This window comes from Microbacterium azadirachtae (assembly GCF_000956545.1).
In the GTDB taxonomy this organism is placed as follows: domain Bacteria; phylum Actinomycetota; class Actinomycetes; order Actinomycetales; family Microbacteriaceae; genus Microbacterium; species Microbacterium azadirachtae.
The window spans coordinates 60,391-84,898 of sequence record NZ_JYIT01000082.1 but is presented as its reverse complement, the minus strand read 5'-3'; the positions used below and the strand labels follow the sequence as shown (position 1 = coordinate 84,898).

Genomic DNA, 24,508 nt, shown 5'->3' with positions numbered 1-24,508 from the left:
TCAGCGCTTGGCTTCGGTGCGGATCTCGTCGAGCGCCTGCGTGAACCCCTTGCTGGTCAACGAGGATCCCGACACCCGGCTGACGGAGATGTCGTCGAGCTTCTTGCCCACCACCTGCGCGGAGATCCCGCCGATGAACTGCGCCTGGTAGTGCTTGGTCTCCGCGGCCTGCGGATCCCCGGTGACCTCGACCGCAGTCACCGCGTCGTCGTGCACCGTGATCGACACCGAGATCTTCTCGACCGTCTCGGGCGTCTGGTACGACCCGTCCGCGGTGTAGGTGCCGTCCTTGTAGATCGTTCCGGCTCCGCCCGTCGACGACGAGGAGCCCGAGGTCGCAGACGGGGTCGCCGTCGCCGTGTTCTGCGGCGGGGTCGTGTCCTTCGTCGTCTCGGCCGAGGAGGCCTCGGCCGCGCACCCGGCCAGGAGCAGCGTTCCGGCGATGCCGACGAGGGCGGATCCGTGACGTACCGGGGTCGAGAGCTTCATGGATCCAGCTTCCGCAACGCGCCTGTGCGTTCCCTTTGAGAAGTCCGTCTCCGACGTGAGCGGCGAAACGGCGAAGGGCCCGACCCGCGTGCGCCGGTCGGGCCCTTCGAGATCCGTCGTAATCAGGCGGCGCCGTCGAACATGCTCGTGACGGATCCGTCCTCGAACACCTGGCGGATGGCGGTGGCCAGCAGCGGCGCGATCGGGAGGATCCGGAGTCCAGGGAAGCGGCGCTTCTCGGACAGCGGGATCGTGTCGGTGACGACCACCTCGTCGATCGACGAGTCCTGCAGGCGCTCGCTGGCGGGGTCGGAGAAGATCGCGTGGGTGGCGGCGACGATCACCTTGCGGGCGCCGTTGGCCTTGAGCGCCTGAGCGGCCTTGACGATGGTGCCGCCGGTGTCGATCATGTCGTCGACGAGGAGACAGGTGCGCCCGTCCACGGTGCCCACGATCTCGTGCACCGAGACCTGGTTCGCGACCTTCGGGTCGCGGCGCTTGTGGATGATCGCGAGCGGCGCGTCGAGGCTGTCCGACCAGGTGTCGGCGACCCGCACCCGGCCCATGTCGGGCGAGACGATGGTGAGCGTCGCCCGGTCCTCGGCGGTCAGGGTGTCCTCGAAGTGCTTGAGCAGCACGGGCTTGGCGAAGAGGTGGTCGACGGGACCGTCGAAGAAGCCCTGGATCTGCGCGGCGTGCAGGTCGACGCTCATCACGCGATCGGCGCCGGCCACCTTGAGCATGTCGGCGACCAGACGGGCCGAGATCGGCTCGCGGCCGCGGCCCTTCTTGTCCTGCCGGGCGTACGGATAGTACGGCGCGACGACGGTGATGCGCTTCGCCGACGCGCGCTTGGCGGCGTCGAGCATGATGAGCGTCTCCATGAGCCACTCGTTGATCGGATCGCCGAACGACTGCACGATGAACAGGTCGCAGCCGCGGATCGACACCTCGAAGCGGGCGTACAGCTCGCCCGAGGCGAAGGTGCGGTGCTCGACCGGAGCGATCTCGGTGCCGAGCGCCGCGGCGACCGCGGCGGTCAGCTCCGGATGCGAGCGTCCGCCGGCGACGACGAGCCTCTTCTTGGTCTTGGCGACCAGTCCTGGCGCGATGTCGTTCTCGCGATCCAGCTCGACCGTCGTGTTCTTCTTGCGCCCCATCGGACCCGCCTATTCCGCCGAATCGGCACGCGCCGCATCTGCTGCGGCCGTGCCTGCTCTGTTCTTCTGGACCCACCCCTCGATGTTGCGCTGGGGTGCGACGCTCATCGCGAGAGCACCGGCGGGGACGTCCTTGCGGACGACGGCTCCGGCGCCGGTCTTCGCGCCGGCTCCCAGCCTAACGGGCGCGACGAGCACCGTGTGCGAGCCGGTGTGCACCTCGTCCCCGATCTCGGTGCGGTGCTTGTTGACGTCGTCGTAGTTCGCCGTGATGGTGGACGCGCCGAGGTTGACGCCACGACCGACTGTCGCGTCGCCGACGTAGGAAAGGTGCGGCACCTTGGAGTCGTCGCCGATCTGGGCGTTCTTCGTCTCGACGTAGGCGCCGATCTTGCCGCCCTCGCCGAGGGTCGTGCCGGCGCGCAGGTAGGAGAACGGGCCGACGGTGGCGCGCGCACCGATCACGGCGAGCGTCGCCTCGGAGCGGCGCACCTCGGCGTCCTCCCCCACCTCCGTGCTGACAAGGGTCGTGTCGGGGCCGATCACCGCACCGGTCGCGACCGTGCTGGCGCGCAGGATGTGCGTGTTCGGCAGGATCGTCACGTCGGGGGCGAGCGTCACGTCGTCGTCGATCCAGGTCGTCGCCGGATCCTGGATCGACACCCCCTCGCGCTGCCAGCGGCGCACGATGCGGTCGTTCAGGGTGCGCGCCGCCTCGGCGAGCTGGATCCGGTCGTTGATGCCGAACGTGGCGGCGGTGTCGGCGGCGATCTCGACCGCCACCTTCTGGTCGTGCTCCCGCAGCAGCCCGATCACCGTGGTCAGGTACATCTCGCCCTGGGCGTTGTCGGTGGTCACCTGCGCGAGCTCCGCACGCAGCAGTCCGGCGCGGAACACGTACACGCCGGCGTTGATCTCGCGCGTGGCCTTCTCGGCGTCGTCCGCGTCCTTCTGCTCGACGATGCGGGCCACGTCCCCGGCCTCGTCGCGGATGATCCGCCCGTATCCGGTGGGGTCGTCGACGATCGCGCTCAGCACGGTCGCCGCGGCGGCCGCCGCACGATGCGCGTCCACGAGGCCCTGCAGCGTCTCCTCCTCCAGCAGCGGCACGTCGCCGGAGAGCACGAGGACGTCGCCGTCGAAGCCGGAGGGCAGCGCGTCGAGTGCGACCTGCACGGCCCGGCCGGTGCCGGGGATCTCGTCCTGGTCCACGATGACCGCGTCCGGGTGCTCGCTCGCGAGAGCCGCCACCACCTGGTCGCGCTCGTGGCGCACCACGACCTCGACGGTCTCCGCGCCGAGCCGCGACGCCGTCGCGAGCACGTGCCCGACGAGCGTGCGCCCGCCGATCGGGTGCAGCACCTTGGGAAGACGGGACTTCATGCGCGTGCCCTGACCGGCGGCGAGCACGATGATGGCGAGTGCGTTCTGCGTCATGCTCCGCCGCCAGGATTCGAACCCGGACCTCACAGCTCCAAAGGCTGTCGTGCTGCCATTACACCACGGCGGACCGCGGACGCCGGGTGCGACGGCCGCCCCTCAAGTCTGCCAGACCCCGCCGTACGTGACCGGCACGGAACCCGGCGGCAACACCCCTGTAACGTCCCTGCGTCACGCTTGTCCGATGAACATCCGCATCACCCGGGTGCACACCCCGACGCCGGAGCTGGAGCGCTTCCTGACCGACCATCTGCGGGACATGGAGGCCACCGCGCCGCCGGAGAGCCGGCACGCGCTCGACATCGCCCGCCTGCTCGCGCCGACCGTGCGGCTGTTCACCGCGACGGTCGACGGCGTCCTCGCCGGCACCGGCGCCTTGGCCGCGCTCGAGCCAGGTCACGAGGAGCTCAAATCGATGCGCACCGCTCCGGCCATGCGCGGCAGAGGGGTGGCGTCGGTCATGCTCGCCGCGCTCCTCGACGACGCACGCGACCGCGGCATCGGCCGGGTGTCCCTGGAGACCGGCGCCGACGACTTCTTCTGGGCCGCGCATCGTCTCTACACCCAGGCGGGGTTCGACGAGTGCGAGCCGTTCGGGCGCTACACCGACGATCCGCACAGCCTCTTCATGACGATCCGCGTGGCACCGCGGACGCTGCCGGTCAGCATCGCCACCGGCCCGCAGCCGGTGCCGGGAGCCCTCGCCCCCGTCCCGCGATAATGGACGGATGAGCATCGATGCGGAACGGACCGGCGACGAGGTCGACCGGATCGTCGCGGCGTGGAACACGCAGCGTCCGGATCTGGACTTCTCCCCGCTCGAGGTGCTCTCCCGCGTCGACCGCCTCTCGCGGCTGCTGGACCGCGCCCGCCGCGACGTGTTCCGCCGCAGCGACCTGGAGACCTGGGAATGGGATGTGCTGTCGGCGCTGCGCCGGGCGGGCTCCCCGTTCCAGCTCAGCCCGAAGCAGCTGCTGCAGCAGACCCTCGTCTCCAGCGGCACGATGACCAACCGCATCGACCGGCTGGTCGGCCGGAGGCTGGTGCGCCGCGAGGCGGATCCGGACGACGGTCGCAGCGTCCTGGTGACGCTCACCGACGACGGCAGGCTGCGCGTGGATGCGGCGATCACGCGCCTCGTCGACGCCGAGGCCACCCTGCTGTCCGCCCTGAGCCGCGGCGACCGCGAGCGCATCGCCGCCCTGCTGCGCAAGCTCAGCCTGAGCTTCGACGCCTGACGCGCGACGGTCGCCCGATCAGTCGCGAGGATCGACGAGCACCACGACCTTGCCGGTGACGTGCCCGGTCTCGACCCGCTCCTGCGCGGCGGCGAGATCGCTCAGGCGGTACTCCGAGTCCAGGTGCACGGTGAGACGGCCCGCATCGGCGAGCGCGGAGATCTCCGCCAGCTGAGGCCCGTTCGCGGCGACCAGGATCCGCCGGACCGGATCCGCTCCCCCGGCGCGGAGCTCCGCCTCCTGCGCTGCGGAGTACCCGGTGATCGTGACGACCGCGGTCCCCTCGCGGATCGCGCCGCGCGGCGGGAGCGTGTCCGAGACCGTGACGATGACCGCGTCCACCGGTTCGATCGCGGCGAGCGCGTCGTCATCGTGATGGTCGACCATCTCGTCCGCGCCCCACGCGGTGACGAGCTCCTGCTTCGCCGGACCGGCGGTCGCGATGACGTGCGCTCCGCGCGCCTTCGCGAGCTGCACCACGAGGTGTCCCACTCCGCCGGCGCCGCCGAGCACGAGCACGCGTGCGCCGTCGTCCGCGCCGACGCCGGCGGCGTCCAGGGCCTGCCACGCGGTCAGCGCGGCGAGCGGGGCGGCACCCGCCTGGGCGGCGCTCCATGCGCGCGGCGCCGCCGCGATGTCGGAGACGGGGAGGGCCACGAGCTCGGCGAGGGTGTGCGCCGCCTCGGGGAAGCGCGCGAGCGCGAACACCGCGTCCCCCTCGCTCCACCCCGCCACGCCGGGTCCCACGGCGACCACGGTTCCCGCGACGTCCCAGCCCGGGCGCTCGGTGTAACGGATCGCACCGAAGTCGTGCCCCGCCGCGCGGATCTTGACGTCGACGGGGTTGAGTCCGACCGCCGCGACACGGACGAGGACCTCTCCGGCGCCGGCGACCGGCGCGTCGACCTCCTGCACGGCGATGACCTCCGCGGCAGGCCCCGCGGACGAGTAGACGGCTGCGCGCACGACGACTCCCCTCAGACCTGGGCCGGAGTCCACTCGGACACGCTGCTGAGTCGCGCGACCTCGTCGGCGGAGAGCTCGAGCCGGCCTCCTGCGAGCAGGTCGGGCACCTGGTCGACCGTGCGCGCGCTGGCGATCGGGGCCACCACGGCCGGCTGCGCGCGCAGCCAGGCGAGCGCGGTCGCCGTTATCGAGGCGCCGTGCGCCTCCCCGATCTCCTCGAGCGCGTCGATGATGCGCAGGCCGTGCTCCGTGGCGTACTTCGCGGCACCGGCCGCGCGCGGTGAGGCCTGTCCTGTCGCGTCGGCGGACCGGTACTTCCCGGTGAGGAAGCCGCTGGCGAGGGCGTAGTACGGGATGAGGCCGAGCCCGAACTCGGTCGCGAGCGGGACGATCGTCTCCTCGACCTCGTTGCGGTGCACGAGGTTGTAGTGCGGCTGCACCGCGACCGGCAGGGCGACACCCGTCGACCGGGCGATCTCGATCCACTCCCGGATGCGGTCGGCCGAGTAGTTCGACACGGCGACGTTACGCACGAGACCGTCCTCGACGAGCTGTCCGAACGCGGCGACCGTCTCCTCGAGGGGCACGGTCTCGTCGTCGAAGTGCGCGTAGTAGAGGTCGATGGCGTCCACGCCGAGCCGGCTCAGCGACGCCTCGGCCGCACGCCGGACGTTCGCCGCCGACAGCCCGCGGAACTGCGGGTGCTGGCTGACCTTGGTGGCGACGACGAGCCCCTCGGGCCGGCGCGAGGCGAGCCACTCGCCGATGATCGTCTCGCTCTCGCCGCCGCTGTTGCCCTCGACCCAGGCGCTGTACGCGTCCGCCGTGTCGATGAAGTCCCCGCCCCCCGCGACGAACGCGTCGAGCACGGCGAACGACGTGTCGCGATCGGCGGTCCAGCCGAACACGTTGCCGCCGAGCGAGAGCGGGAAGACGGACAGGTCACTGGATCCGATGCGAGTCATATCCGGGGCAACCGCGCATCCGCACGGACTATTTCCCCGTGACGCCCTATTTCCCCGTGACGCCGCATGACGCCCGCCCCGGGACGCGGCGGATGCGGAGTTCGAGACGCGCCGCAGCGCGAACTAGGCTGGGCCGAATGGCGATGCGCTCCCCCCTGCCCGTGCGCGACGGCGTCGGCGCGACGCGGCTGCGCGTGCCCGACGAGGGGCCGTGGCCCACGGTCGGCGCGTACATGGCCGAGCGCTTCTTCCACCTCGACCCGGAGCGGCTTCTCAGCCGCTTCGACCGCGGCGAGATCGTCGCGATCGACGGCTCCGCGCTGAGCCGCGAGACCCCGCTCGGCGTGCACGACTTCGTCTGGTACTACCGCGAGCCGCCGGTGGAGAAGCAGATCCCGTTCGACGTGGAGATCCTCCACCAGGACGCGGATCTCGTCGTGGTCGACAAGCCCCACTTCCTGCCCACGACGCCGGGCGGCAAGTACCTGCAGAACTCCGCCCTGGTGCGCTTGCGCAACGCCCTCGGCATCCCGGAGCTCACCCCGATCCACCGCCTGGACCGCGCGACGGCGGGCCTGCTGATGTTCTCGACCCGGCCCGCGACCCGCGGGGCGTACCAGCTGCTCTTCGAGCGTCGCGAGGTGGAGAAGGTCTATGAGGCCGTCTCCCCGCTGCCCGCGGACTGGGATCCCGCGGCTCCGGCTCTCGGCGGCGCCGCGTTCCCCCTCGTCCACCGCAATCACATCGTCAAGCTCCGCGGTCAGGTCTGCGTGCAGACGGACCCCGCCCGCGAGCCGAACGCCGAGACGCTCATCGAGCTGCGCGGCTTCGACGACCGCGTGCTGCACACCCTGCTGCGCCCGCACTCGGGACGGATGCACCAGCTGCGCGTGCATCTCGCCGAGCTGGGCGCCGGGATCCTGAACGACGGCTTCTACCCGGAGCTGCTCCCCGAGACGCCCGACGACTTCACCCGTCCCCTGCAGCTGCTGGCCCGCGAGCTGCGCTTCACGGATCCGCTCACGGGCGCGCCGCGCGAGTTCGTCACCCGGCGCACCCTGCAGGAGGCGCCGCGTCTCAGCGGCGCATGATCCTGCGGGCGAGCCACGTGCCGAGCGTCTGCACGAGGTGGACGAACACGACGATGAGGATGATCGCCGCCCACATCACGACGGGCTCGAACTGCCGGAAGCCGTAGACCTGGGCGAACGCGCCGAGGCCGCCGCCGCCGACGAGCCCGGCCATCGCGGTCATGTCGATGAGCGCCACGACGATGAACGTGTAGCCGAGGATCAGCGGCCCGAGGGCCTCGGGCATCACGACCGTGAGCAGGATCCGCCACGGACCCGCGCCCATCGACCGCGCCGCCTCGATCACCCCCGGCGACACCGAGACGAGGTGCTGCTCGACGATGCGCCCGATCGCGAACGAGGCCGCGACCCCGATCGCGAACGCACCCGCGTTGATGCCGATGCCGGTGCCGATCACGATCCGCGTGAACGGCTGCAGCACCGCGATGAAGATCACGAACGGGATCGGGCGGATGAAGTTCACCAGGAACGAGATGAGGATGCTCACCGGGCGATTCGGCAGCAGTCCGCCCGGACGGGTGACGTACAGACCGATCCCGATGATCGTGCCGATCACTCCGGACATGACGAGCGCGATCGTCGTCATGTACAGGGTCTCGACGGCGGCCTGCCAGAAGTCCGGCAGCAGTTCGATGAGGCGGTCCATCAGCGCACCTCCCCTTCGGTCCGCGCTGTGCCCGCGGAAGCCGCACGCGGCACCTCCGTGACGGACGCGTGGCTGCGGATCTTCGTGAGAGCGGCGTCGACCGCCGCATCCGATCCGCGGATCGCGAGCGTGAGGTGCCCGAAGGCGCGGCCTCGGATGTCGTTGATCCCGCCGTACACGAGCTCGAACTCGAGTGCCGCCTCGGCGAGGTCGAGGAACACCTGCGCCTGGGACGAGTCTCCGTCGCGGAACGAGAAGGTCACGAGCCGTCCGTCGTGACGGGCCTGAAGCGACGCCTGCTCGGCGGGACTCGGCACGCCCTTGATCACCGTGCCGACGAACCGCTGCGACGCGGGGTTCTGCGGGTTCGAGAACACCTCGAAGACGTCCCCCTGCTCCACGACCCGGCCGTTCTCCATGACGGCCACCTTGGTCGCCAGGGTCTGGATCACGTCCATCTCGTGCGTGATGACGACGATCGTGACGCCCTGCTCGCGGTTCACCCGCGCCAGCAGCTCCAGGACCTCGTGGGTGGTCTGCGGGTCGAGCGCGCTTGTCGCCTCATCCGCGAGCAGGATCGCCGGACGGGTGGCGAGGGCGCGCGCGATGCCGACGCGCTGCTTCTGACCGCCCGACAGCTGCTCCGGGAACGCCTTCGCCTTGTCCGAGAGGCCGACGAACGCGAGCAGCTCGGCGACCCGCGCGTCGATGTCCGCCTTCGCCCAGCCGGCCAGCTTGAGCGGATAGGCGATGTTCGCCCTGACCGTCTTCGCGGAGAACAGGTTGAACTGCTGGAAGATCATCCCGATGCCGCCGCGCACGCGACGCAGCTCCCGCTCGGAGAGCGTCGTGATGTCGACGCCGTCGACCACCAGGCGGCCGCTCGTCGCCGGCTCGAGCGCGTTGATCAGCCGCACGAGCGTGGACTTGCCCGCGCCGGAGTATCCGATGATCCCGAAGACATCGCCCTGCGCGATGTCGAGGGAGACGTCATCGACGGCGACGACGGGAGCGCCGTCGCGGGACGTGGGCGGATAGGACTTGGTGACGCCCTGCAGGCTCACGATCGGCATGGTCACTCCGGAGGTAGCGGTGGCACGGGAATCGGGCGGCGCAGAACGCACCGCCCGATTCTCTCGCAGGTCTCGGTCAGCCCTTGTGGTTCTTGACGTCGCCCTCGACCGTGGTGAGGGTCTTCTGCAGCTCGGCCGCGTCGACCTTCAGCGGTACCCCGGTGTCGCCGGAGGCCTTGGCGAGGCCCTTCTGCACATCGGCGTCGGTCTGGAAGATCTCGACCAGCTTCTTGTAGGTCGCGTTGTCCTTCTCCTTGGCCGGCGCCGCGAAGATGTTCACGTAGGGCAGCGCGTTCGGATCCTTGGGGTCGTCCTGCGCGATGGCGTCCTTGAACGTCAGACCGGCGTCCTTGACGAAGTCGTTGTTGATGATCGCCGCGGCCACGTCGGGCAGCGAGGTCGGGATCAGAGCCGCCTCGAGCGCCGTCACCTTGACCTTGGACTTCGCCGTGTCCACGTCGGCGAGGTCGGAGAAGATCGACCCGCCGCTCTTCAGCGTGATGAGGCCGGCGGACTGCAGCACGAGCAGGCCGCGCGCCTGGTTGGATGCGTCGTCCGGCACGGCGACGGTCTCGCCCGCGGGGATCTCCTTCACGCTCTTGTACTTCTTGGAGTACAGCCCGAGCGGGTAGATGGCGGTCGAGCCGATCGGCTGCAGGTCCTTGCCCGACTTCACGTTGTACTGCGCGAGGTACACGATGTGCTGGAACTGGTTGAGGTCGATCTCGCCCTCGGACAGTGCCGGGTTCGGCTGCTCGTAGGAGCCGAAGTCCACCAGCTCGACGGTGATGCCCTCCTTCTTGGCCGCCTCGACGAAGGCCGGCCACTGGGGGTCGCTCTTGCCGACGACGCCGACCTTGACGGTCTTGCCGGCCTCCGCGGTGGGGTCGGATCCGGCGCCCGAGGCCGACGAGCAGCCGACGAGGGAGAAGACGAGTGCGGCCGCCGCGGTGGCGGCGGCGAGTGCGGTGGTGAGCTTGCGGGACATGGCTGTGAGTTCCTCTCTTGGGGGACTCGACCACGGTATGCGGGCGTCGAGAGCCCCTCGAATCGATCCGTCACACGGCGTCACAGCGTTCCGCCGAGGCATCCACCAGGGCACGCTCGCCCTCCTGCCGTGCGCCGTCGCGATCGACAGGGGCGCTCTGCGGCCGAAGCCGACGCGCGAGCCGGGCGCCCAGATCGATCGCGAGTCCCAGCACGATCGAGAGCGCCACGCCGACGCCGGCCGCGAGCAGCGGCGAATGTCCGAGCCAGGCCGAGGCGACCGATGCGATCAGTGCGCTGAGGCCGACCCACCCGGCGGCGGCGACCAGGGAGAGCGGCAGGAACCGGCGGTACGGCAGCCGCGTGGCTCCCGCGGTCATGTTCACGGCCACCCGGCCGACCGGGATGTACCGGGCGACGAGCAGCGGGATCGCAGGGCGTGCGGCGAGACGCTCCCCCGCCCAGACCAGCGCGGACTGCACCCGGGGACGTCGCATCCACCCCCACCGCCGCGTGCCCGCACGACGCCCGATCGCGTAGGCGGCGCTGTCGCCCGCCGCCGCGCCGATCCCGGCCGCGAACAGGATCAGGATCGCGGTCGGCGCGGCCTGCGCCCCGGTCGCGAAGGCCATCGTCAGGGCTCCCACGACCACCGTCTCGCTCGGCACCGGCGGGAAGAAGCCGTCCAGGAAGCAGAACAGCAGGATCAGCAGCGGCGCCCACGGCGTGAGGAGGAAAGCACTGAGGAGTTCGGCCATGACCTCACGGTAGGTCGGCCCCGTCGGCGATCGCGTCCCTCTGCGGAATGATCCTCCGCGGCCGGTCTGCTACCGGAGTACGACCGGCGGGCGCGCCGTCAGCGCGCTCAGTCGAAGTCCTCGAGCCCCTGCAGCCGCAGCTGCTCGAGGTCGAGGCGGGCGGAGATCCGCCGCACGATGAGATCGTCGACCGTGCCGGAGCGACGCAGCCCCAGCAGCACCTCGCGCTTGCGGTCGAGGAGCGCGAGCTTGAGCCGGGTGAGCTCGTCGTGCCGGACCAACGGTGAGCGCTGCAGGAGGTCGACGTCCTCCGAGGTCGCGATCATCTGCAGGGTCGCGCCCTCGATGATCGTGCGGCGCGAGGAACCTCCCGAGCCGTCCGCGTTCGGCGCGGAGTCCACCGTGTCGGAAGAGGTCCCCGCCGCGAGCGGATCGCCCCCGTCCTCGCGGGCGTCGGTGCCGGCGGCGAGGGGGTCGGGCTGGCCGAGCATCTCGTCGAGTGCGCGCACCTCCGCGTCGACCAGCGCCTGCTCGCGGGCGAGCGTGCGCGCGTTCGTGTACTCGAGCATCTGGTAGCCCTCGAAGCGGATCCGGTCGCGCACCTCGTCGCTGACCTGGTGCTGCACGGCGAGGTCGTCCAGCGCCGCGAGCGCCGCGCCGGAGATGGTGCGCTCGGCGAGCTCGTACTCCTCGACCTCCGCCTGGTCGGCGGGGATCCGCGCCCAGCGCACGATGGCCGGCAGGAGCATGCCCTGCACGAGCAGGCTCAGCAGGATGACGCCCGCGGTGACGAAGACGATCTCGTCACGGCCGTCCACCGCTCCGCCGGCGACGGCGCCCGCGGGGACCGACAGCGCGATCGCGAGGGAGACGGCGCCGCGCATCCCGGCGAACGTGCTGAGCACGCGGGAGCGAGCGCGCACGCCGCGCGGCGGCCTCGGACCGGAGCGCCCGTAGAACGGCACGCTGAGCAGCTGGAAGAGGTAGCGCACCACGAGCAGCGCCACCCACACGGCGATCGTCACGAGCACGAGGCGGCCGATGGCGCCGGCCGAGATCTGGTGCACGACGTACTGCACCTCGAGCCCGATCAGCACGAACAGAGCGCCGTTGAGCAGGAACACGCCGAACGGCCAGGCCGACTCCGCCTGACGTCGCGACGGAGCGGTGGTCACGGTCGGCGACACGTAGGCGATGATCACGCCGGCGACGACGACGGCGAGCACGCCGGACGCGCCGATGAGCTCGGCGAGCAGGAACGCGACGAACGGGATCAGCAGCAGCGTGGTGTTGATGATGATCGTGGAGGAGATCGCGCGCAGCAGGAAGTAGCCCAGGGCGGCGACCGCGACTCCCGCGGCGATGCCGCCCAGATACGAGACCACCACGGTCCACCCGATGCTGAGCGGCGTGATGTGGCCGCCGACCGCGAGCGAGAGCCCGATCGCGTACAGGACCAGCGCGGTGCCGTCGTTGGTGAGGCTCTCCGCCTTGAGCTTCATGAACATGCGTCGCGGCAGCATCCGCCCGAGGGCGGCGACGGCGGTCGCGTCGGGCGGAGCGACGGCGGCGCCCAGGATCAGCGCCGTCTCCCACGGCAGCCCGAACAGCAGTCCGATGCCGGCGACGGCGAAGGCCGAGGCGACCACGAGCAGCGTGCTCATCGGAAGGATGTAGCGGAAGTCGCGCCGGATCGAGCGCAGCGAGGTGGTCAGACTCTCCCAGAACAGCATCACGGGGAGGAACAGGAGCAGCACCGTCTCCGGCGGGAGCTGGATCTCGCGCAGCGCGGGCACGAATCCGAGGAGGAGGCCGAGCACGACGAGCACGAGCGGCAGCGCCAGTCGCACCCGCGGGGCCAGCAGTGCCCCCGTGAGGATCGTGAGCCCCAGCAGAACGGTGACCTCGAGGCCTTCCATGCGCCGTCTCCTCTCGCCCGGGCGGACTGCGAGCGCCGTCCGCTGAGGGCACAGCGCTGCATGCGTCCACGGTATTCCCGGTGGGAGCCCGCCGCCATCGATGTCCCCACATCCACGGCGACGGGCTGCAGCCCCCAGCGCGTAGACGATCGTCTACAATTCCCCCGCGAGCGAGCGTAGCACGACGGAGTGAACGGCCTGAGCGGCGCAGCCCGCTCAGGCTCCGAGACGCCGGATCACGTCGGCCACGACCTCGGCGGCGTCCGGTATGCCGAGCCCCGCCAGCGCCGCCTGCACCGACAGCACCTCGTGCTGGGGTCCGAAATCGTCGGCGAACCGCGCGGATGAGAGGATCCCCGTCAGCAGCACCACGAGGAACTGCACGGCGTCCTCCACGGGAAGGGTGAGGTCATAGCCCTCCTCCGCCACCGCCGCCGTCAGAGGCACGCGCAGCACGTCGGCGACCATACGGCGCAGCGGAGCGACACGGCGGGCGTCGATCGCCGGATCCTGCACGAGGAGGAGCGATGCGGCGAGAACCGGATCCGTGCGCCCGGCCGCGGAGATCTCGCCGACCGCGTAGATGCAGGCGCGGAGGGGGCTCGCGGGGAACGCGTCCTGCGCGTCCCGGAGAAGGCCGGGGCCCCGGCGGGCCGCCTCGGCGATGATCGCCTCGACGAGGTCGTCCTTCGTCGGGAAGTGGCGGCTGAACGCGCCCTTCGTGAGACCGATCCGCTCCGCCGTCCGGGACAGCGACGCCGCGGTGTAGCCACGTGCGACGATCTCCTCGGCCGCCGCGGCAAGGAGCTTCGCCCGCGTCGCGTCCGGCGCCGCTCCGGGGGTCATGGGCTCAGGATACCGAGCGAGGTGCGCGCCGCCCAGGGGTCAGGAAGGATCCGCGACGTGCGTGTGCATGCGGACGCCCTCGTCGTTGAAGATGCTGATGATCTGCGCCGGACGTCCGCCGGCCGCGGACATGGCATGCGGCGTACGGGTGTCGAACTCGGCGGCCTCCCCGCGGCCGAGGACGAGATCCTGCGCACCGAGCCGCAGGCGGAGCCGGCCGGAGATGACGGAGAACCACTCGTACCCGTCATGCACGCGCAGCGCCGGCAGCCGGGTCACCGGCGGATAGGTGATCCGGTAGGTGTGCACGGGAGACCCCTCCGGCGAGAGCGGCACGATGATGAGTCCGTCCCGGCGGATCACCGGGCGGCGGATGCGGGGATCCGGCGCCTCGTCGGGCAGGAGGTCGTCGAGCCGGATGCCCAGGCGCCGGGTCAGCGGCAGCAGCAGCTCGAGGCTGGCCTGACGCTTTCCCGACTCCAGGCGGGACAGCGTGCTGGCCGACATCTCGGCCCGCTCCGCCAGCTCGTCCAGAGTCCACCCGCGGGCCCTGCGGGCCGCTCGCAGCCGCGGTCCCACCTGGGCGAGCTCGTCCTGCACGATCGTCTCCTCTTGCCGATTCCGCAAACTCGATTGCGATTCCGCGATGCTACCCGTGGACTGGATCCATGGAAACCCTGAACTCCCCCTCGTGGGATGCGATCGTCATCGGAGGCGGGGCGGCGGGCCTCTCCGCCGCCCTCCTGCTCGGACGGGCGCGACGCCGCACCCTGGTCGTCGATGCCGGCCTGCCGCGCAACCGCTTCGCCGCGCACATGCACGGCGTCCTCGGCAACGAGGGGACCCCGCCCCTGGATCTCGTGCAGCGCGGGAGGGCCGAGGCCGCCGCCTACGGCGTCGCGTTCCGCGCGGGCGCGGTGGCCGCGGTGCGCGAGGACGGCGACGCGCTCACGGTCGTCCTCGAGGAGGGCGCCGAGGAGCGCACCCGCGCGCTCGTGGTCGCCAGCGGCATCAGCGACGAGCTCGCCGCGGTCCCCGGGCTCGCCGAGCGCTGGGGCACGAGCGTGCTGCACTGCCCCTACTGCCACGGCTGGGAGGTGCGCGATCGCCGCCTGGCGGTGCTCGCGAGCTCACCGGCGTCCCTGCATCAGGCGAAGATGGTGCGGCAGTGGAGCGGAGACGTGGTGCTCTTCTCGGCGGGGCTCGGCGCCCTCGACCCCGAGGACGAGCGCCTGCTGCGGGCCCGCGGCGTCGAGATCGTCGCGTCGCCGGCGATCGAGGTGATCGGCGAGGGGACCGCGGTCGCCGCGATCCGCACTGCCGACGGTGCCGAGATCCCCGTGGACGCGGTGTTCACCGGCGGCCGGCCGGTGCCGCACGACGGCTTCCTCGACGAGCTGCGCCTCGCCCGCGCGGAGCTCCCGTCGGGCCTCGGGGCGTTCCTGCAGGCGGACGCCGCCGGCAAGACCTCTCATCCCCGGATCTGGGCTGCGGGCAACGTCGTGAACCCGATGGCGACCGTGCCGATGGCGGTCGGTGCGGGCGCCATGGCGGGTGCCGCCGTCAACGGGGCGCTCGTCGAGGACGACTTCCGGCTGGCCGGCGAGGCCGCGCTCAGCCCAGCTGCTCGGTGAGCTCGAACCAGCGCAGCTCGAGTTCGTCGACCTCGTCCTGCTGCTCCTGGATGGCCTTCATCTTCTCGCCGAGACCCGCGTAGTCGGACTGATCATGGTCGGCGAGGGCGTGCTTGGCGCGGTCGATCTGCTCGGCGAGCTTCTGCATGCGCCGTTCGAGCGCCGACACCTCCTTCTCCGCCGCACGGCGGTCGGCGCCCGCGAGGGCGGATCCGGCCGCCGTCGGCGTGGATCCGGGAGCCGTCACGGTGTCCTTCGGCGCAGCCTGCTCGAGCGCGCGCAGACGCAGATACTCGTCCACGCCTCCGGGCAGATGCCGCAGGCGCCCGCCGAGGATGGCGTACTGCTGATCCGTCACCCGTTCCAGGAAGTACCGGTCGTGACTGACGACGAGGAGCGTGCCCGGCCACGAGTCCAGGAGATCCTCGATCGCGGCGAGCATGTCGGTGTCCATGTCGTTCGTGGGCTCGTCGAGGATCATCACGTTGGGCTGATCCAGCAGCACGAGCAGCAGCTGCAGCCGGCGCTGCTGCCCTCCGGAGAGGTCCTTGACCGGCGTGGACAGCTGCGCCGACGAGAAGCCCAGCCGCTCCAGCAGCTGACCGGGGGTGAGCTCGGCGGCTTTGGATCCGGTGCCGAACGTGTACGTCGTCCGCAGGCGTCCGATCACGACCCGGACGGGTTCGTCCCACACGTCCTGCAGCTCGTCCAGCCGCTGCGTGAGCGTGCGCACCTGCACGGTCTTGCCGTGCGTGACGCGTCCGCTCGTGGGGGCCAGAGTGCCGGCGACGAGGCTCAGCAGCGTCGACTTGCCCGCGCCGTTCACCCCGAGGATGCCGGTGCGCTCCCCCGGCGCGATCCGCCATTCCACGTCGCGCAGCACCGTGCGTTCCGGCGCGGTGGCGGTCGCCGGGAAGGTGACGCCCGCGTCGATGAGGTCGACGACATCTTTGCCGAGGCGCGAGACCGCGAGCGACTGCAGCCCGATCCGGTCGCGGATCTCCGGCACGTCGGCGATGAGCGCGTTCGCCGCGTCGATGCGGAACTTCGGCTTCGAGGTGCGCGCCGGAGCGCCGCGGCGCAGCCAGGCGAGCTCTTTGCGGGCGAGGTTCTGCCGCTTGGCCTCGGTCGCCGCCGCCATCCGGTCCCGTTCGACACGCTGCAGGATGTACGCCGCGTACCCGCCCTCGAACGGCTCGACGATCCGGTCGTGCACCTCCCACGTCTCGGTGCACACCTCGTCCAGGAACCAGCGGTCGTGCGTGACGACCATGAGCGCGCCCTGGTTCGCCGGCCAGCGCCGCTTCAGGTGCTCCGCGAGCCATCCGATGGCCTCGACGTCCAGGTGGTTGGTGGGCTCGTCGAGAGCCACGATGTCCCAGTCCCCGGCGAGCAGCTTCGCCAGGGCGACCCGCCGGCGCTGCCCGCCCGAGAGATCGGCGACCGAGGCATCCCAGTCCAGGTCGCTCACGAGCCCGTCGATCACGTCGCGCACCGTGGCGTCGCCCGCCCATTCGTGCTCGGGGGCGTCGCCGACGATCGCGCGTCCCACGGTGAGCGCGTCGTCGAGCACGTCCGCCTGGTCGAGCACGCCGATCGTCGTGCCTCCGCGCACCGTCACCCGGCCCGCGTCCGGCTCCAGGCGACCGGCGAGCATCGCGAGCAGGCTGGACTTGCCGTCGCCGTTGCGGCCGACGATGCCGATCCGATCGCCCTCCTCGATGCCGAGGGTGACCGAGTCGAAGACGACGCGGGTGGGGAACTCGAGATGGAGCCCTTCGGCCCCGAGAAGATGTGCCATGTCGGATCCCAGCGTACGGAACGGAGCCGTCGTGTTCCTGCACGCGCCTTCCGGACGCCCTGCGATAACGTCGTCAGGACCGGTGTTCACACGATCGAGGGGGCGGGATGACCGTATCGCACCGCCCGCCGACCCGGACGCGCCGTCTGCTCGAGTGGGCGACTGTCATGACGATCGTGATCGCGGGCGCCTGGGTGACGTGGGTGCGGGTCCCCGCCGACCACCGCCGACGCCCGTGGGCCGAGGACGCCAACATCTTTCTCGACGAGGCCGTGCGCGATGGGGCGTGGAACGTCATCGTGCACGGCTATGCGGGGTACCAGCACCTGATCCCGCGCTTGGTCGTCGCGGTGATCTATCCCTTCTTCGACGTGGTGCGCTACCCGATGCTGATCTTCGCGATCTGCTCGGTGCTCGTGGGCCTGGCTGCGGCGGCCGTGTACTGGCTGTCGCGTGACCTCGTGCCCTGGATCCCGGCCCGCCTCACCCTGGCGGCGATCACGATGCTGCTCCCCCTGGCCACACAGGAGACGATCGGCAACCTCGCAGACCTGCACGTCTACGCCATGTGGATCATGCCGTGGCTGCTGCTCTATCGACCCCGACGGTGGTCCACCGGCATCGCCTGGGCGCTCCTCGCGTTCGCACTCGTGATGACGGAGATCCAGTGCGTCTTCTTCTTCTGGCTGATCCCGTTCCGCGCGCGACGCGCACACGCGCGCGCGTTCCCGATCTTCGCGGCGTTCCTGGTCGGTGCGGCCTGGCAGATCGTCACCGCGCTCCTGGTCCCGCGGGCGACCAGCGAAGGCCCGCTGAGCGTCGGATCCACCTTCCTCGGCTGGATGGTCAACACCGTCATTCCGCTGGTTCAGGCCGACCCGGTCGCCGTCCGGAATCTCATTCATTCCTCCGGGCTGCTCGTCGCGTGGATCATCCTCATCCCCATCGCCGCAGCGACGGTGATCGCCCTGTGGAAAGGCACCTCGACACAGCGCCTGCTCACGATCGCGCTGATCCTCGGCTCGGCCGCGACCTACACGGGCAGCGCGTGGGCGAACAGCCAGGACGGGTTCCGGTACGCCGAGTTCGGTCTCGATCACATCGATACGCTCATCGTCAACATCCGCTACGGGGTACCGTCCGGGATGCTTCTCAGCGCCGTGATCCCGCTCGCGACCGCGATCCTCGTCTCCCGCGCTCGCCGCGCGGACGCCGCAGCGTCTCCGGGGCGACGGGTCGCGATCACCACGGCGATCTCCGTGATCGCCTGCATCGCGGTGGTGGGCATCATGGGGCGCGGCGATCTTCACCCCTACTCCCTGCGCGCGACCGTCGCCGAATGGCCGAGCGCCGTCATCGCCGCGATGGATCAATGCGGATCGGCCAGGCCGCCCGACACCGTGACCTTGCCCGTCGCCCCCTGGCGCTCTCTCACGCTCACCTGCACGGAGCTGCTCTCCCTGCGCCGATGATCCCGGAGGCGCCGCCCGGCGCGACGCCGTAGGCCCTCCCGCGCCATGGGACGCGCCGGCTCAGGCCGGGCGCACGTGCACGACGTCGCCGGCCGCGATGCGGTGCACCGACCCGCCGGCCGAGACCAGGAGGCAGCCGTCGCCGCCGAGGCCCGTCGCCTCGCCCACCAGGTCGTCGCCGCCGGGCAGCATCACGCGCACGGTGCGACCGAGCGTGACGCACCGCGCCGCGACCGCGTCGTGCAGACCGCTCGCGACGGCCGAGCCGCTCTCGGCGAGCCGTGCGATCCACCCGTCCAGGCGTGCGAGATAGCCCGCCACCAGCAGGTCGACGTCGGCCTCGACGCCCTCGACGGCGAACGACGTCGCGGTCTGCACGGGCAGCTGCTCGGCCGTCATCCGCGTGTTGACGCCGGATCCGACGATCACGACATCGGATCCCGACGCCTCGGCCAGGATCCCGCAGATCTTCCGCTCCCCCACCAGCACGTCGTTCGGCCACTTCACGCCGACGCTCCGCTCCGGCAGCTGCGCAGCGATCGCGTCGGCCATCGCGAGCCCCGCGGCGAGCGGGATCCAGCCGCGCTGAGGGATGGGCACATCGGCAACGCGGAGCAGCACCGACAGCGCGATCGCCGCGCCGGCCGGCGCGGTCCAGACGCGGTCGAGGCGCCCGCGACCGGCGACCTGATCCTCGGTGAGGATCGCCGACAAGTGCGGCCACCCCCGGTCGTCGTCGGCGTGCGCGCGCAGGTCGGCGTTCGTGGACCCGGTGGACGCGACGACCTCGAGCCGCGCCGCGGCGGCCGTGCTGTGCGGGAAGCTCATGCGGTCACCCTATCCGCGCCGCCTGAGGCCTCGAGACGCCCAGGCGGCTCGGAGGGTCCGCACAGAGGATCCGGCCCCGGAGTTGTGCCTCTCATCCAACGGACGTCGCGGGCCCGGCGCTAATGTGGAGACCGTGACGGACACGCCTGACCTCTACACGACCGCCGGCAAGATCGCCGACCTCCGCGCCCGCTACGACGAGGCCGTCGTCTCGGCCGAGGCGAAGGCGAAGGAGAAGCAGCACGCCAAGGGCAAGATGACCGCCCGCGAGCGCATCGAGCTGCTGGTGGATCCGGGCAGCTTCGTCGAGTTCGACGAGTACGTCCGCCACCGCACGACCGCGTTCGGGATGGACAAGAACCGCCCGTACGGCGATTCGGTGGTCACCGGCGTCGGCACCATCAACGGACGCACGGTCGCCGTCTACTCGCAGGACTTCACGACCTTCGGCGGCTCGCTGGGCGAGGTCTCCGGCGATAAGATCATCAAGATCATGGAGTTCGCGCTGCGCAGCGGCGTGCCGATCATCGGCATCCTCGACTCGGGCGGCGCGCGCATCCAGGAGGGCGTGCTCGCGCTCAGCAAGTACGGCGAGATCTTCCGCCACAACACCCGCTCCTCCGGCGTGATCCCGCAGATCTCCATCATCATGGGCCCGGCTGCCGGCGGTGCCGTGTACGGCCCCGCGCTGACCGACTTCGTGATCATGGTCGACAAGACCAGCCAGATGTTCGTGACGGGCCCCGACGTGATCAAGACCGTGACCGGCGAGGACGTCGGCATGGAGGAGCTCGGCGGCGCGTACACGCACAACACCCGCTCGGGCGTCGCGCACTACCTCGCCGAGGACGAGGACGACGCGATCGACTACGCCCGCACCCTGCTCGGCTTCCTGCCGGACAACAACATGGCGGAGCTGCCCACCTACTCCAGCGACTTCGAGTTCGAGACCACGGACGCCGACCGTACGCTGAACACCCTCATCCCGGACTCGGCGAACCAGCCCTACGACATCCACACCGTCATCGAGCGCGTCGTCGACGGCGCGGAGTTCCTCGAGGTGCAGCCGCTGTTCGCACCCAACATCGTGATCGGCTTCGGCCGCGTGGAGGGACGCTCGGTCGGCATCATCGCCAACCAGCCGTCCCAGATGGCGGGAACCCTGAACATCGAGGCCGGCGAGAAGGCCAGCCGCTTCGTCCGCTTCTGCGACGCGTTCTCGATCCCGATCGTCACCCTCGTCGACGTGCCCGGATACCTGCCCGGCACGGACCAGGAGTGGACCGGCGTGATCCGCCGCGGCGCGAAGCTCATCTACGCCTACGCGGAGGCCACGGTGCCGCTGGTCACCGTGATCCTGCGCAAGGCCTATGGCGGCGCCTACATCGTCATGGGCTCGAAGCAGCTGGGCGCCGACGTCAACCTCGCGTGGCCGACCGCCGAGATCGCCGTCATGGGCGGCCAGGGCGCGGTGAACATCCTGTACCGCGGGGAGATCAAGCGCGCCGAGGAGGCCGGCGAGGACGTCGCCGCCGTGCGCACGCGCCTGGCGAACGAGTACACCTACAACGTCACCAGCCCCTTCCTCGCTGCCGAGCGCGGCGAGATCGACGGGGTCATCGAGCCGGCCAACACGCGCGTCTCGATCGCGAAGGCGCTACGCGCGCTGCGGGGGAAGCGCGCCGAGCTGCCCCCGAAGAAGCACGGGAACATCCCGCTGTGAGCGCGGAGGACGCAGCGGCCGACGCCGTCGAGATCCAGGTGCTCCGCGGAACCGCGAGCGAAGAGGAGCTCGCGGCGCTCATCGCCGTGCTCTCCGAGGCGTTCGTGGCGGAGGAGGCCGACGCCGTGGCCGCGCAGAAGCCGGTGTCGGCGTGGGAGCGCAATCAGCGCGCCCTGCGCTCCCCCCTGCGGCGAGACATCCCGTGGGGCCGCTTCTCGGGCTGAACCCGGGCCTGCGGACCGGCTTCGTATCCGGATTATCACCTGCGTCCGGATTTGTCCCCCAAAATACCTACAGACATCTTTTGCACGACCCGGAAGACTCTTTCTTGCAACGCTTCGCGTTCGACCGGATCTCCGCCACAGGGTAGGCAGACGATCTCCGGTCTTTGCGGACGGTTTTCGGGTAACTGTTCCGCACCTGGCGAGGGGCGGGCGGCTTCGCCGCCCCTCGCCCTTTCTTCTGCCGGCCTCCGGATTCGGCACCCGGCGGCGGGATCAATCCGTCTCGGCGCGCGGGATCTCGTGCCAGAGCTCCACGGAGTCCTCGTCGGACGACTCGCCTGCCGCAGATCGGCCGACGACGGTGACCGCGATCCTCGCGTCCTTGGGGGCACGGATGATGAGCCGCGCCGAGGAGGAGCCGGAGAGCACGTCAGCCAGCTCCTCGCGGATGCGCCCCTTGCTGTGCTCGTCCAGCCCCTCCAGGCCGCCGTCGTCGAACACCGTGACCGACGCGCCGCGGGCGCGCGCGGACTCGATCGCCGCACGGGCGCGCTCGTTGAGCAGCTCGCCGCCCCGGATCTCGTCCCGCAGACGTCCCTCGGCCAGGTGCGCGGCGCGCTTCTCGTCCGGAGAGAGCTCGCCGCGCGTCTCGATCACGCGGCTGAGTACGGGGCCCGCGACGGTCAGCGCGTATTGCACCCGCTCCCGGCGCTCGCGCTGACGCACGATCTGCGTCGCCTGCCAGGCGGATGCCGCCTGCTGGATCCCCGCGAGCCGATCGGTGTCGCGCACGGCGCGCCGCCAGAACGCGACCAGCAGCTGAGCGATCACCATCCAGACCGTCGACCCGACCAGCCCCAGGCCCAGAGCCTGCAGGAAACCGATCCAGGCTGTCGAGGACAGGGTGAGCAGGAGGAGCACGATCCAGCCCGCCCACGGGCGGCGCCGCACGATGCAGACCACGCCGGTCAGTCCGACGGAGCCGATGTACCAGGTCGCGTAGGGGGCGCGCAGGTCTGCGGCGTCGAGACCGAGGTTGCTCAGCTGCGGGATGGCGAGCGCGGAGGCGAGCGCCAGGGCGGCTGCCCAGCGCGGCATCTGCACCGAGCGCCCCGCACCGACGATCGCGATCACCGCGAAGGAGCCGAGATAGATCGCGACGGCCAGCAGCACGAGCATCGGGCGCGGCGGCGGCGTGGTCCACCACAGGGCACGCGCGGCGAAGTAGCAGGCGAACACGAGCGCCAGCCCGGTCGCCACCATGCGGACGGTGAGCCTCATGACTGCGACCACCCGAGCGTCACGACCGTGCCGTGCCGGTCGGACTCGATCGTGGCGACCCCGCCGACCGCCGCCATCCGGGCGAGGATCGACGCACGGATGCCGAGGCGGTCCGCGCCGACCTGCGCCGGATCGAACCCGCTTCCGGTGTCGCTGACCTTGACGGTGAGGCCGGTGTCGCCGTGTCCCTCCACCACCACGGCGAGTCCGCGGCCGGATGCGTGCGCGACGGCGTTGCCGATCGCCTGCCGCGCCGCGAGCGCCATCGCCCGGGCAACCCGGTCGGGCACGGCGCCGTGCCCGAAGTGCTCGACCTCGATCGACAGCCCCATCTGCCCCACGGCCCGGCGCAGATCCTCCGCGAGCCGCTCGATCTGCACGGGCTCCTCACTGCCCTCCTGGGCCGGGGCTTCGGCATTCGCCAGGCGGGTGAGCGCTTCACGCGCCATGTCGACGGCGAGGGCGCGCTCGCGCTCGGTCTCCGCGCGCTCTGCGGCGATGAGCGCGGCGAGCACGCTGTCGTGCATGAGGGCCGCGACCGCGACGCGCTCGTGCTCGGACGCCTCTGCCGTGGCCGCCGCGGTGTAGAGCGCCACCGCCCGGCCGCGAGCCTCGTCGACCCCGTTCGCGACCGACCGGAACATCCATCCCAGGGCCACCAGCACGAGTCCGAGGATGAGGGTGAACGAGACATCGAACGCCGTGACCACCCAGAACCCGCGCTGGAAGTCGCCCTGCACGAGACGCACGGTGCCGTAGAGGAACGGCCCGGCCAGCGCCCAGGCCACCTGAACCCCGAGCGGGAAGGCGACGACCGCCGCGACTCCCGCGACGTTGACGAGGAAGAAGATCCACGGCTGGTCCGACGGATCCAGGTTCTGATGCGTGGCGACGAAGGGCCAGAGCGCGAGATCGACGATGTAGGCGACGAAGAAGATCCCCGCCGTGAGGCGCACCGCGCGCCCGAGCGCGCAGCAGACGAGCATCGCGCCCCACGGCACGAAGACCAGCGCCATCATCGAGACGTGCGGCACGTCCACGACGCGCATCTTCAAGAGGGCGTTGACGAGCGCCTGAGTGCCGAGCGCGAGGGCCCCGACGCCCACGACGATGGCGATGATGCGCTCCATCCGCCGCCCGGCGAAGCGCTCCAGCTCCTGCCCGACCTCGCCGGGTGTGGAGATCCGCTCCCAGGCCTCCCTGAGACCCTGGTCCGCCGACATGCGCCTAGCCCGCCCGCCGAGGCGTCGTGCCTGCTGCGGAGCGGCTCCGAGCGAGCGCGCCGTGCTCAGCCCACACCCTGCGGATCCTCCTGCGCGTTCTCCACGATGCCGTCCTCCATCGCGCGACGCAGCAGATCGACCTTCGTCGGCGCGGGGCGTCCGACCTCCACGTACTTCACGCGGATGCGGGTGATGTTCTCCTTGGCGGTGGAATACGCCACGCCGAGTCGCTCGGCCACGACCTTCAGCGGCAGCCCGGTCGCATACAGCCGCAGCACCTCGCGCTCGCGGGTGGAGAGCTGCGCGTCGGCGAACGCCGTGTCGCCGTCGACCGCGTTCGCCCACTCCACGTTGTTGAGCGCCTCGCCGCGCGCGACCGTGAGGGCGGCGGCGATCACGTCGTCCAGCGGGGACGATTTGCTGATGACGCCCGCGGCGCCCGCGGCCAGGGCCTCGCGGACGGCGACGGGCCGGTCCGCGACGCTGTGGATGACCACGCTGGATCCGTCGGCGACCAGCCGGGTCACGTTCTCGGTCACCGTCGTGCCGTCTCCGAGGGTGAGATCGAGCAGGACGACGTCAGCGGGCAGCGCCAGTGCGCGCCCGCGCGCATCGAGGTACTCGGCCACGCCGGCACCCGAGAACACGACGTCGAAGTCGGCACGCTCGAGCGCGGCGGCGAGTCCCAGGCGAACGGACTCGTGGTCGTCGATCAGGGCTACGCTGCTCACGCTCTCACTGTAT

Annotated in this window: 24 protein-coding genes and 1 tRNA gene; 7 read left to right on the top strand and 18 right to left on the bottom strand. The window is 71.1% G+C overall.

The window, feature by feature from the left end; all coding sequences use genetic code 11:
- The 4 genes from RL72_RS13465 to RL72_RS13450 form a co-directional block, all read right to left on the bottom strand.
- Positions 1-489, bottom strand: coding sequence for an FMN-binding protein (locus RL72_RS13465; RefSeq protein ID WP_045251376.1), 489 nt, complete (start codon positions 487-489; stop codon positions 1-3).
- Between the two features lie 122 nt (positions 490-611).
- On the bottom strand, positions 612-1,649 hold the full coding sequence (locus RL72_RS13460; protein ID WP_045251375.1) for a ribose-phosphate diphosphokinase: 1,038 nt from the start codon (positions 1,647-1,649) through the stop codon (positions 612-614).
- Positions 1,650-1,658: 9 nt separating this feature from the next.
- Positions 1,659-3,086, bottom strand: a complete 1,428-nt coding sequence (gene glmU / locus RL72_RS13455; protein WP_045251374.1) for a bifunctional UDP-N-acetylglucosamine diphosphorylase/glucosamine-1-phosphate N-acetyltransferase GlmU — start codon at positions 3,084-3,086, stop codon at positions 1,659-1,661.
- Between the two features lies 1 nt (position 3,087).
- Positions 3,088-3,159 (bottom strand) — tRNA-Gln (locus RL72_RS13450).
- Between the two features lie 114 nt (positions 3,160-3,273).
- Between RL72_RS13450 and RL72_RS13445 the strand changes: the two genes are divergently transcribed.
- Together RL72_RS13445 and RL72_RS13440 are read left to right on the top strand one after the other, a co-directional pair.
- Complete coding sequence (locus RL72_RS13445) at positions 3,274-3,810, top strand: GNAT family N-acetyltransferase (protein WP_045251373.1); 537 nt, start codon at positions 3,274-3,276, stop codon at positions 3,808-3,810.
- A gap of 7 nt (positions 3,811-3,817) precedes the next feature.
- Positions 3,818-4,327 carry a MarR family winged helix-turn-helix transcriptional regulator gene (locus RL72_RS13440; protein WP_045251372.1) on the top strand — a complete coding sequence of 170 codons (510 nt, stop codon included), beginning with the start codon at positions 3,818-3,820 and terminating at the stop codon, positions 4,325-4,327.
- A gap of 18 nt (positions 4,328-4,345) precedes the next feature.
- On the opposite strand, the gene RL72_RS13435 is transcribed toward RL72_RS13440, so the two are convergent.
- Both RL72_RS13435 and RL72_RS13430 read right to left on the bottom strand, forming a co-directional pair.
- Complete coding sequence (locus tag RL72_RS13435) at positions 4,346-5,293, bottom strand: NADP-dependent oxidoreductase (RefSeq protein ID WP_045251371.1); 948 nt, start codon at positions 5,291-5,293, stop codon at positions 4,346-4,348.
- A gap of 11 nt (positions 5,294-5,304) precedes the next feature.
- On the bottom strand, positions 5,305-6,258 hold the full coding sequence (locus RL72_RS13430; protein ID WP_045251370.1) for an aldo/keto reductase: 954 nt from the start codon (positions 6,256-6,258) through the stop codon (positions 5,305-5,307).
- A gap of 143 nt (positions 6,259-6,401) precedes the next feature.
- Between RL72_RS13430 and RL72_RS13425 the strand changes: the two genes are divergently transcribed.
- Positions 6,402-7,349 carry a pseudouridine synthase gene (locus tag RL72_RS13425; RefSeq protein WP_211256060.1) on the top strand — a complete coding sequence of 316 codons (948 nt, stop codon included), beginning with the start codon at positions 6,402-6,404 and terminating at the stop codon, positions 7,347-7,349.
- On the opposite strand, the gene RL72_RS13420 is transcribed toward RL72_RS13425, so the two are convergent.
- The 7 genes from RL72_RS13420 to RL72_RS13390 form a co-directional block, all read right to left on the bottom strand.
- Positions 7,336-7,995, bottom strand: coding sequence for a methionine ABC transporter permease (locus RL72_RS13420; RefSeq protein ID WP_045251368.1), 660 nt, complete (start codon positions 7,993-7,995; stop codon positions 7,336-7,338). The genes RL72_RS13425 and RL72_RS13420 overlap by 14 nt on opposite strands.
- Positions 7,995-9,068, bottom strand: coding sequence for a methionine ABC transporter ATP-binding protein (locus tag RL72_RS13415; protein WP_045251367.1), 1,074 nt, complete (start codon positions 9,066-9,068; stop codon positions 7,995-7,997). Before RL72_RS13415 ends, RL72_RS13420 begins: the two co-directional genes overlap by 1 nt.
- A 76-nt stretch (positions 9,069-9,144) precedes the next feature.
- On the bottom strand, positions 9,145-10,056 hold the full coding sequence (locus RL72_RS13410) for a MetQ/NlpA family ABC transporter substrate-binding protein (RefSeq protein ID WP_045251366.1): 912 nt from the start codon (positions 10,054-10,056) through the stop codon (positions 9,145-9,147).
- 70 nt (positions 10,057-10,126) lie between these two features.
- Entirely contained in the window at positions 10,127-10,813 is a 687-nt protein-coding gene (locus tag RL72_RS13405; RefSeq protein ID WP_045251365.1) for a DedA family protein, read from the bottom strand.
- 107 nt (positions 10,814-10,920) lie between these two features.
- On the bottom strand, positions 10,921-12,732 hold the full coding sequence (locus tag RL72_RS13400; protein WP_045251364.1) for a Na+/H+ antiporter: 1,812 nt from the start codon (positions 12,730-12,732) through the stop codon (positions 10,921-10,923).
- A gap of 216 nt (positions 12,733-12,948) precedes the next feature.
- Positions 12,949-13,578, bottom strand: coding sequence for a TetR/AcrR family transcriptional regulator (locus RL72_RS13395; protein WP_045251363.1), 630 nt, complete (start codon positions 13,576-13,578; stop codon positions 12,949-12,951).
- Between the two features lie 39 nt (positions 13,579-13,617).
- Positions 13,618-14,178 carry a helix-turn-helix domain-containing protein gene (locus RL72_RS13390; protein ID WP_045251362.1) on the bottom strand — a complete coding sequence of 187 codons (561 nt, stop codon included), beginning with the start codon at positions 14,176-14,178 and terminating at the stop codon, positions 13,618-13,620.
- A 68-nt stretch (positions 14,179-14,246) separates the two neighbouring features.
- Between RL72_RS13390 and RL72_RS13385 the strand changes: the two genes are divergently transcribed.
- A complete protein-coding gene (locus RL72_RS13385; RefSeq protein WP_045251361.1) occupies positions 14,247-15,212 on the top strand; it encodes an NAD(P)/FAD-dependent oxidoreductase in 966 nt (321 codons plus the stop codon).
- Here RL72_RS13385 and RL72_RS13380 read toward each other — a convergent pair.
- Positions 15,193-17,013 carry an ABC-F family ATP-binding cassette domain-containing protein gene (locus RL72_RS13380; RefSeq protein WP_045251360.1) on the bottom strand — a complete coding sequence of 607 codons (1,821 nt, stop codon included), beginning with the start codon at positions 17,011-17,013 and terminating at the stop codon, positions 15,193-15,195. The two genes, RL72_RS13385 and RL72_RS13380, sit on opposite strands and share 20 nt — an antisense overlap.
- A 107-nt stretch (positions 17,014-17,120) precedes the next feature.
- On the opposite strand from RL72_RS13380, the gene RL72_RS13375 reads away from it, so the two are divergent.
- Positions 17,121-18,485: a hypothetical protein gene (locus RL72_RS13375; protein WP_045251359.1), complete on the top strand. Its 1,365-nt coding sequence runs from the start codon at positions 17,121-17,123 to the stop codon at positions 18,483-18,485.
- Between the two features lie 60 nt (positions 18,486-18,545).
- Here the strand turns inward: RL72_RS13375 and RL72_RS13370 are convergent, their stop codons facing one another.
- Positions 18,546-19,313, bottom strand: a complete 768-nt coding sequence (locus RL72_RS13370) for a biotin--[acetyl-CoA-carboxylase] ligase (protein WP_045251358.1) — start codon at positions 19,311-19,313, stop codon at positions 18,546-18,548.
- 133 nt (positions 19,314-19,446) lie between these two features.
- Here RL72_RS13370 and RL72_RS13365 point away from each other — a divergent pair, with 133 nt between their 5' ends.
- Complete coding sequence (locus RL72_RS13365; RefSeq protein WP_374700602.1) at positions 19,447-21,036, top strand: acyl-CoA carboxylase subunit beta; 1,590 nt, start codon at positions 19,447-19,449, stop codon at positions 21,034-21,036.
- Positions 21,033-21,260: an acyl-CoA carboxylase subunit epsilon gene (locus tag RL72_RS13360; RefSeq protein ID WP_045251356.1), complete on the top strand. Its 228-nt coding sequence runs from the start codon at positions 21,033-21,035 to the stop codon at positions 21,258-21,260. Before RL72_RS13365 ends, RL72_RS13360 begins: the two co-directional genes overlap by 4 nt.
- A gap of 273 nt (positions 21,261-21,533) precedes the next feature.
- Here the strand turns inward: RL72_RS13360 and RL72_RS13355 are convergent, their stop codons facing one another.
- The 3 genes from RL72_RS13355 to RL72_RS13345 all read right to left on the bottom strand — a co-directional run bounded on the left by RL72_RS13355 (position 21,534) and on the right by RL72_RS13345 (position 24,495).
- The gene (locus RL72_RS13355; RefSeq protein WP_045251470.1) at positions 21,534-22,541 is read right to left on the bottom strand and encodes a hypothetical protein; all 1,008 of its coding nucleotides are present in this window, start codon (positions 22,539-22,541) and stop codon (positions 21,534-21,536) included.
- Entirely contained in the window at positions 22,538-23,764 is a 1,227-nt protein-coding gene (locus tag RL72_RS13350) for a sensor histidine kinase (protein ID WP_045251355.1), read from the bottom strand. Before RL72_RS13350 ends, RL72_RS13355 begins: the two co-directional genes overlap by 4 nt.
- Before the next feature lie 65 nt (positions 23,765-23,829).
- The gene (locus tag RL72_RS13345; RefSeq protein WP_045251354.1) at positions 23,830-24,495 is read right to left on the bottom strand and encodes a response regulator transcription factor; all 666 of its coding nucleotides are present in this window, start codon (positions 24,493-24,495) and stop codon (positions 23,830-23,832) included.
- Between the last annotated feature and the right edge of the window lie 13 nt (positions 24,496-24,508).

Excerpts from the sequence above, each read along its gene's own strand:
- RL72_RS13425 (WP_211256060.1), top strand. The coding sequence starts at position 6,402 with ATGCGCTCCCCCCTGCCCGTGCGCGACGGCGTCGGCGCGACGCGGCTG.
- RL72_RS13395 (WP_045251363.1), bottom strand. The coding sequence starts at position 13,578 with ATGACCCCCGGAGCGGCGCCGGACGCGACGCGGGCGAAGCTCCTTGCC.
- RL72_RS13400 (WP_045251364.1), bottom strand. The coding sequence starts at position 12,732 with ATGGAAGGCCTCGAGGTCACCGTTCTGCTGGGGCTCACGATCCTCACG.
- RL72_RS13355 (WP_045251470.1), bottom strand. The coding sequence starts at position 22,541 with ATGAGGCTCACCGTCCGCATGGTGGCGACCGGGCTGGCGCTCGTGTTC.
- RL72_RS13370 (WP_045251358.1), bottom strand. The coding sequence starts at position 19,313 with ATGAGCTTCCCGCACAGCACGGCCGCCGCGGCGCGGCTCGAGGTCGTC.
- RL72_RS13445 (WP_045251373.1), top strand. The coding sequence starts at position 3,274 with ATGAACATCCGCATCACCCGGGTGCACACCCCGACGCCGGAGCTGGAG.
- RL72_RS13375 (WP_045251359.1), top strand. The coding sequence starts at position 17,121 with ATGACCGTATCGCACCGCCCGCCGACCCGGACGCGCCGTCTGCTCGAG.
- RL72_RS13385 (WP_045251361.1), top strand. The coding sequence starts at position 14,247 with ATGGAAACCCTGAACTCCCCCTCGTGGGATGCGATCGTCATCGGAGGC.
- RL72_RS13420 (WP_045251368.1), bottom strand. The coding sequence starts at position 7,995 with ATGGACCGCCTCATCGAACTGCTGCCGGACTTCTGGCAGGCCGCCGTC.
- RL72_RS13430 (WP_045251370.1), bottom strand. The coding sequence starts at position 6,258 with ATGACTCGCATCGGATCCAGTGACCTGTCCGTCTTCCCGCTCTCGCTC.
- RL72_RS13405 (WP_045251365.1), bottom strand. The coding sequence starts at position 10,813 with ATGGCCGAACTCCTCAGTGCTTTCCTCCTCACGCCGTGGGCGCCGCTG.
- RL72_RS13465 (WP_045251376.1), bottom strand. The coding sequence starts at position 489 with ATGAAGCTCTCGACCCCGGTACGTCACGGATCCGCCCTCGTCGGCATC.
- RL72_RS13440 (WP_045251372.1), top strand. The coding sequence starts at position 3,818 with ATGAGCATCGATGCGGAACGGACCGGCGACGAGGTCGACCGGATCGTC.
- RL72_RS13415 (WP_045251367.1), bottom strand. The coding sequence starts at position 9,068 with ATGCCGATCGTGAGCCTGCAGGGCGTCACCAAGTCCTATCCGCCCACG.
- glmU (WP_045251374.1), bottom strand. The coding sequence starts at position 3,086 with ATGACGCAGAACGCACTCGCCATCATCGTGCTCGCCGCCGGTCAGGGC.
- RL72_RS13350 (WP_045251355.1), bottom strand. The coding sequence starts at position 23,764 with ATGTCGGCGGACCAGGGTCTCAGGGAGGCCTGGGAGCGGATCTCCACA.
- RL72_RS13460 (WP_045251375.1), bottom strand. The coding sequence starts at position 1,649 with ATGGGGCGCAAGAAGAACACGACGGTCGAGCTGGATCGCGAGAACGAC.
- RL72_RS13410 (WP_045251366.1), bottom strand. The coding sequence starts at position 10,056 with ATGTCCCGCAAGCTCACCACCGCACTCGCCGCCGCCACCGCGGCGGCC.
- RL72_RS13380 (WP_045251360.1), bottom strand. The coding sequence starts at position 17,013 with ATGGCACATCTTCTCGGGGCCGAAGGGCTCCATCTCGAGTTCCCCACC.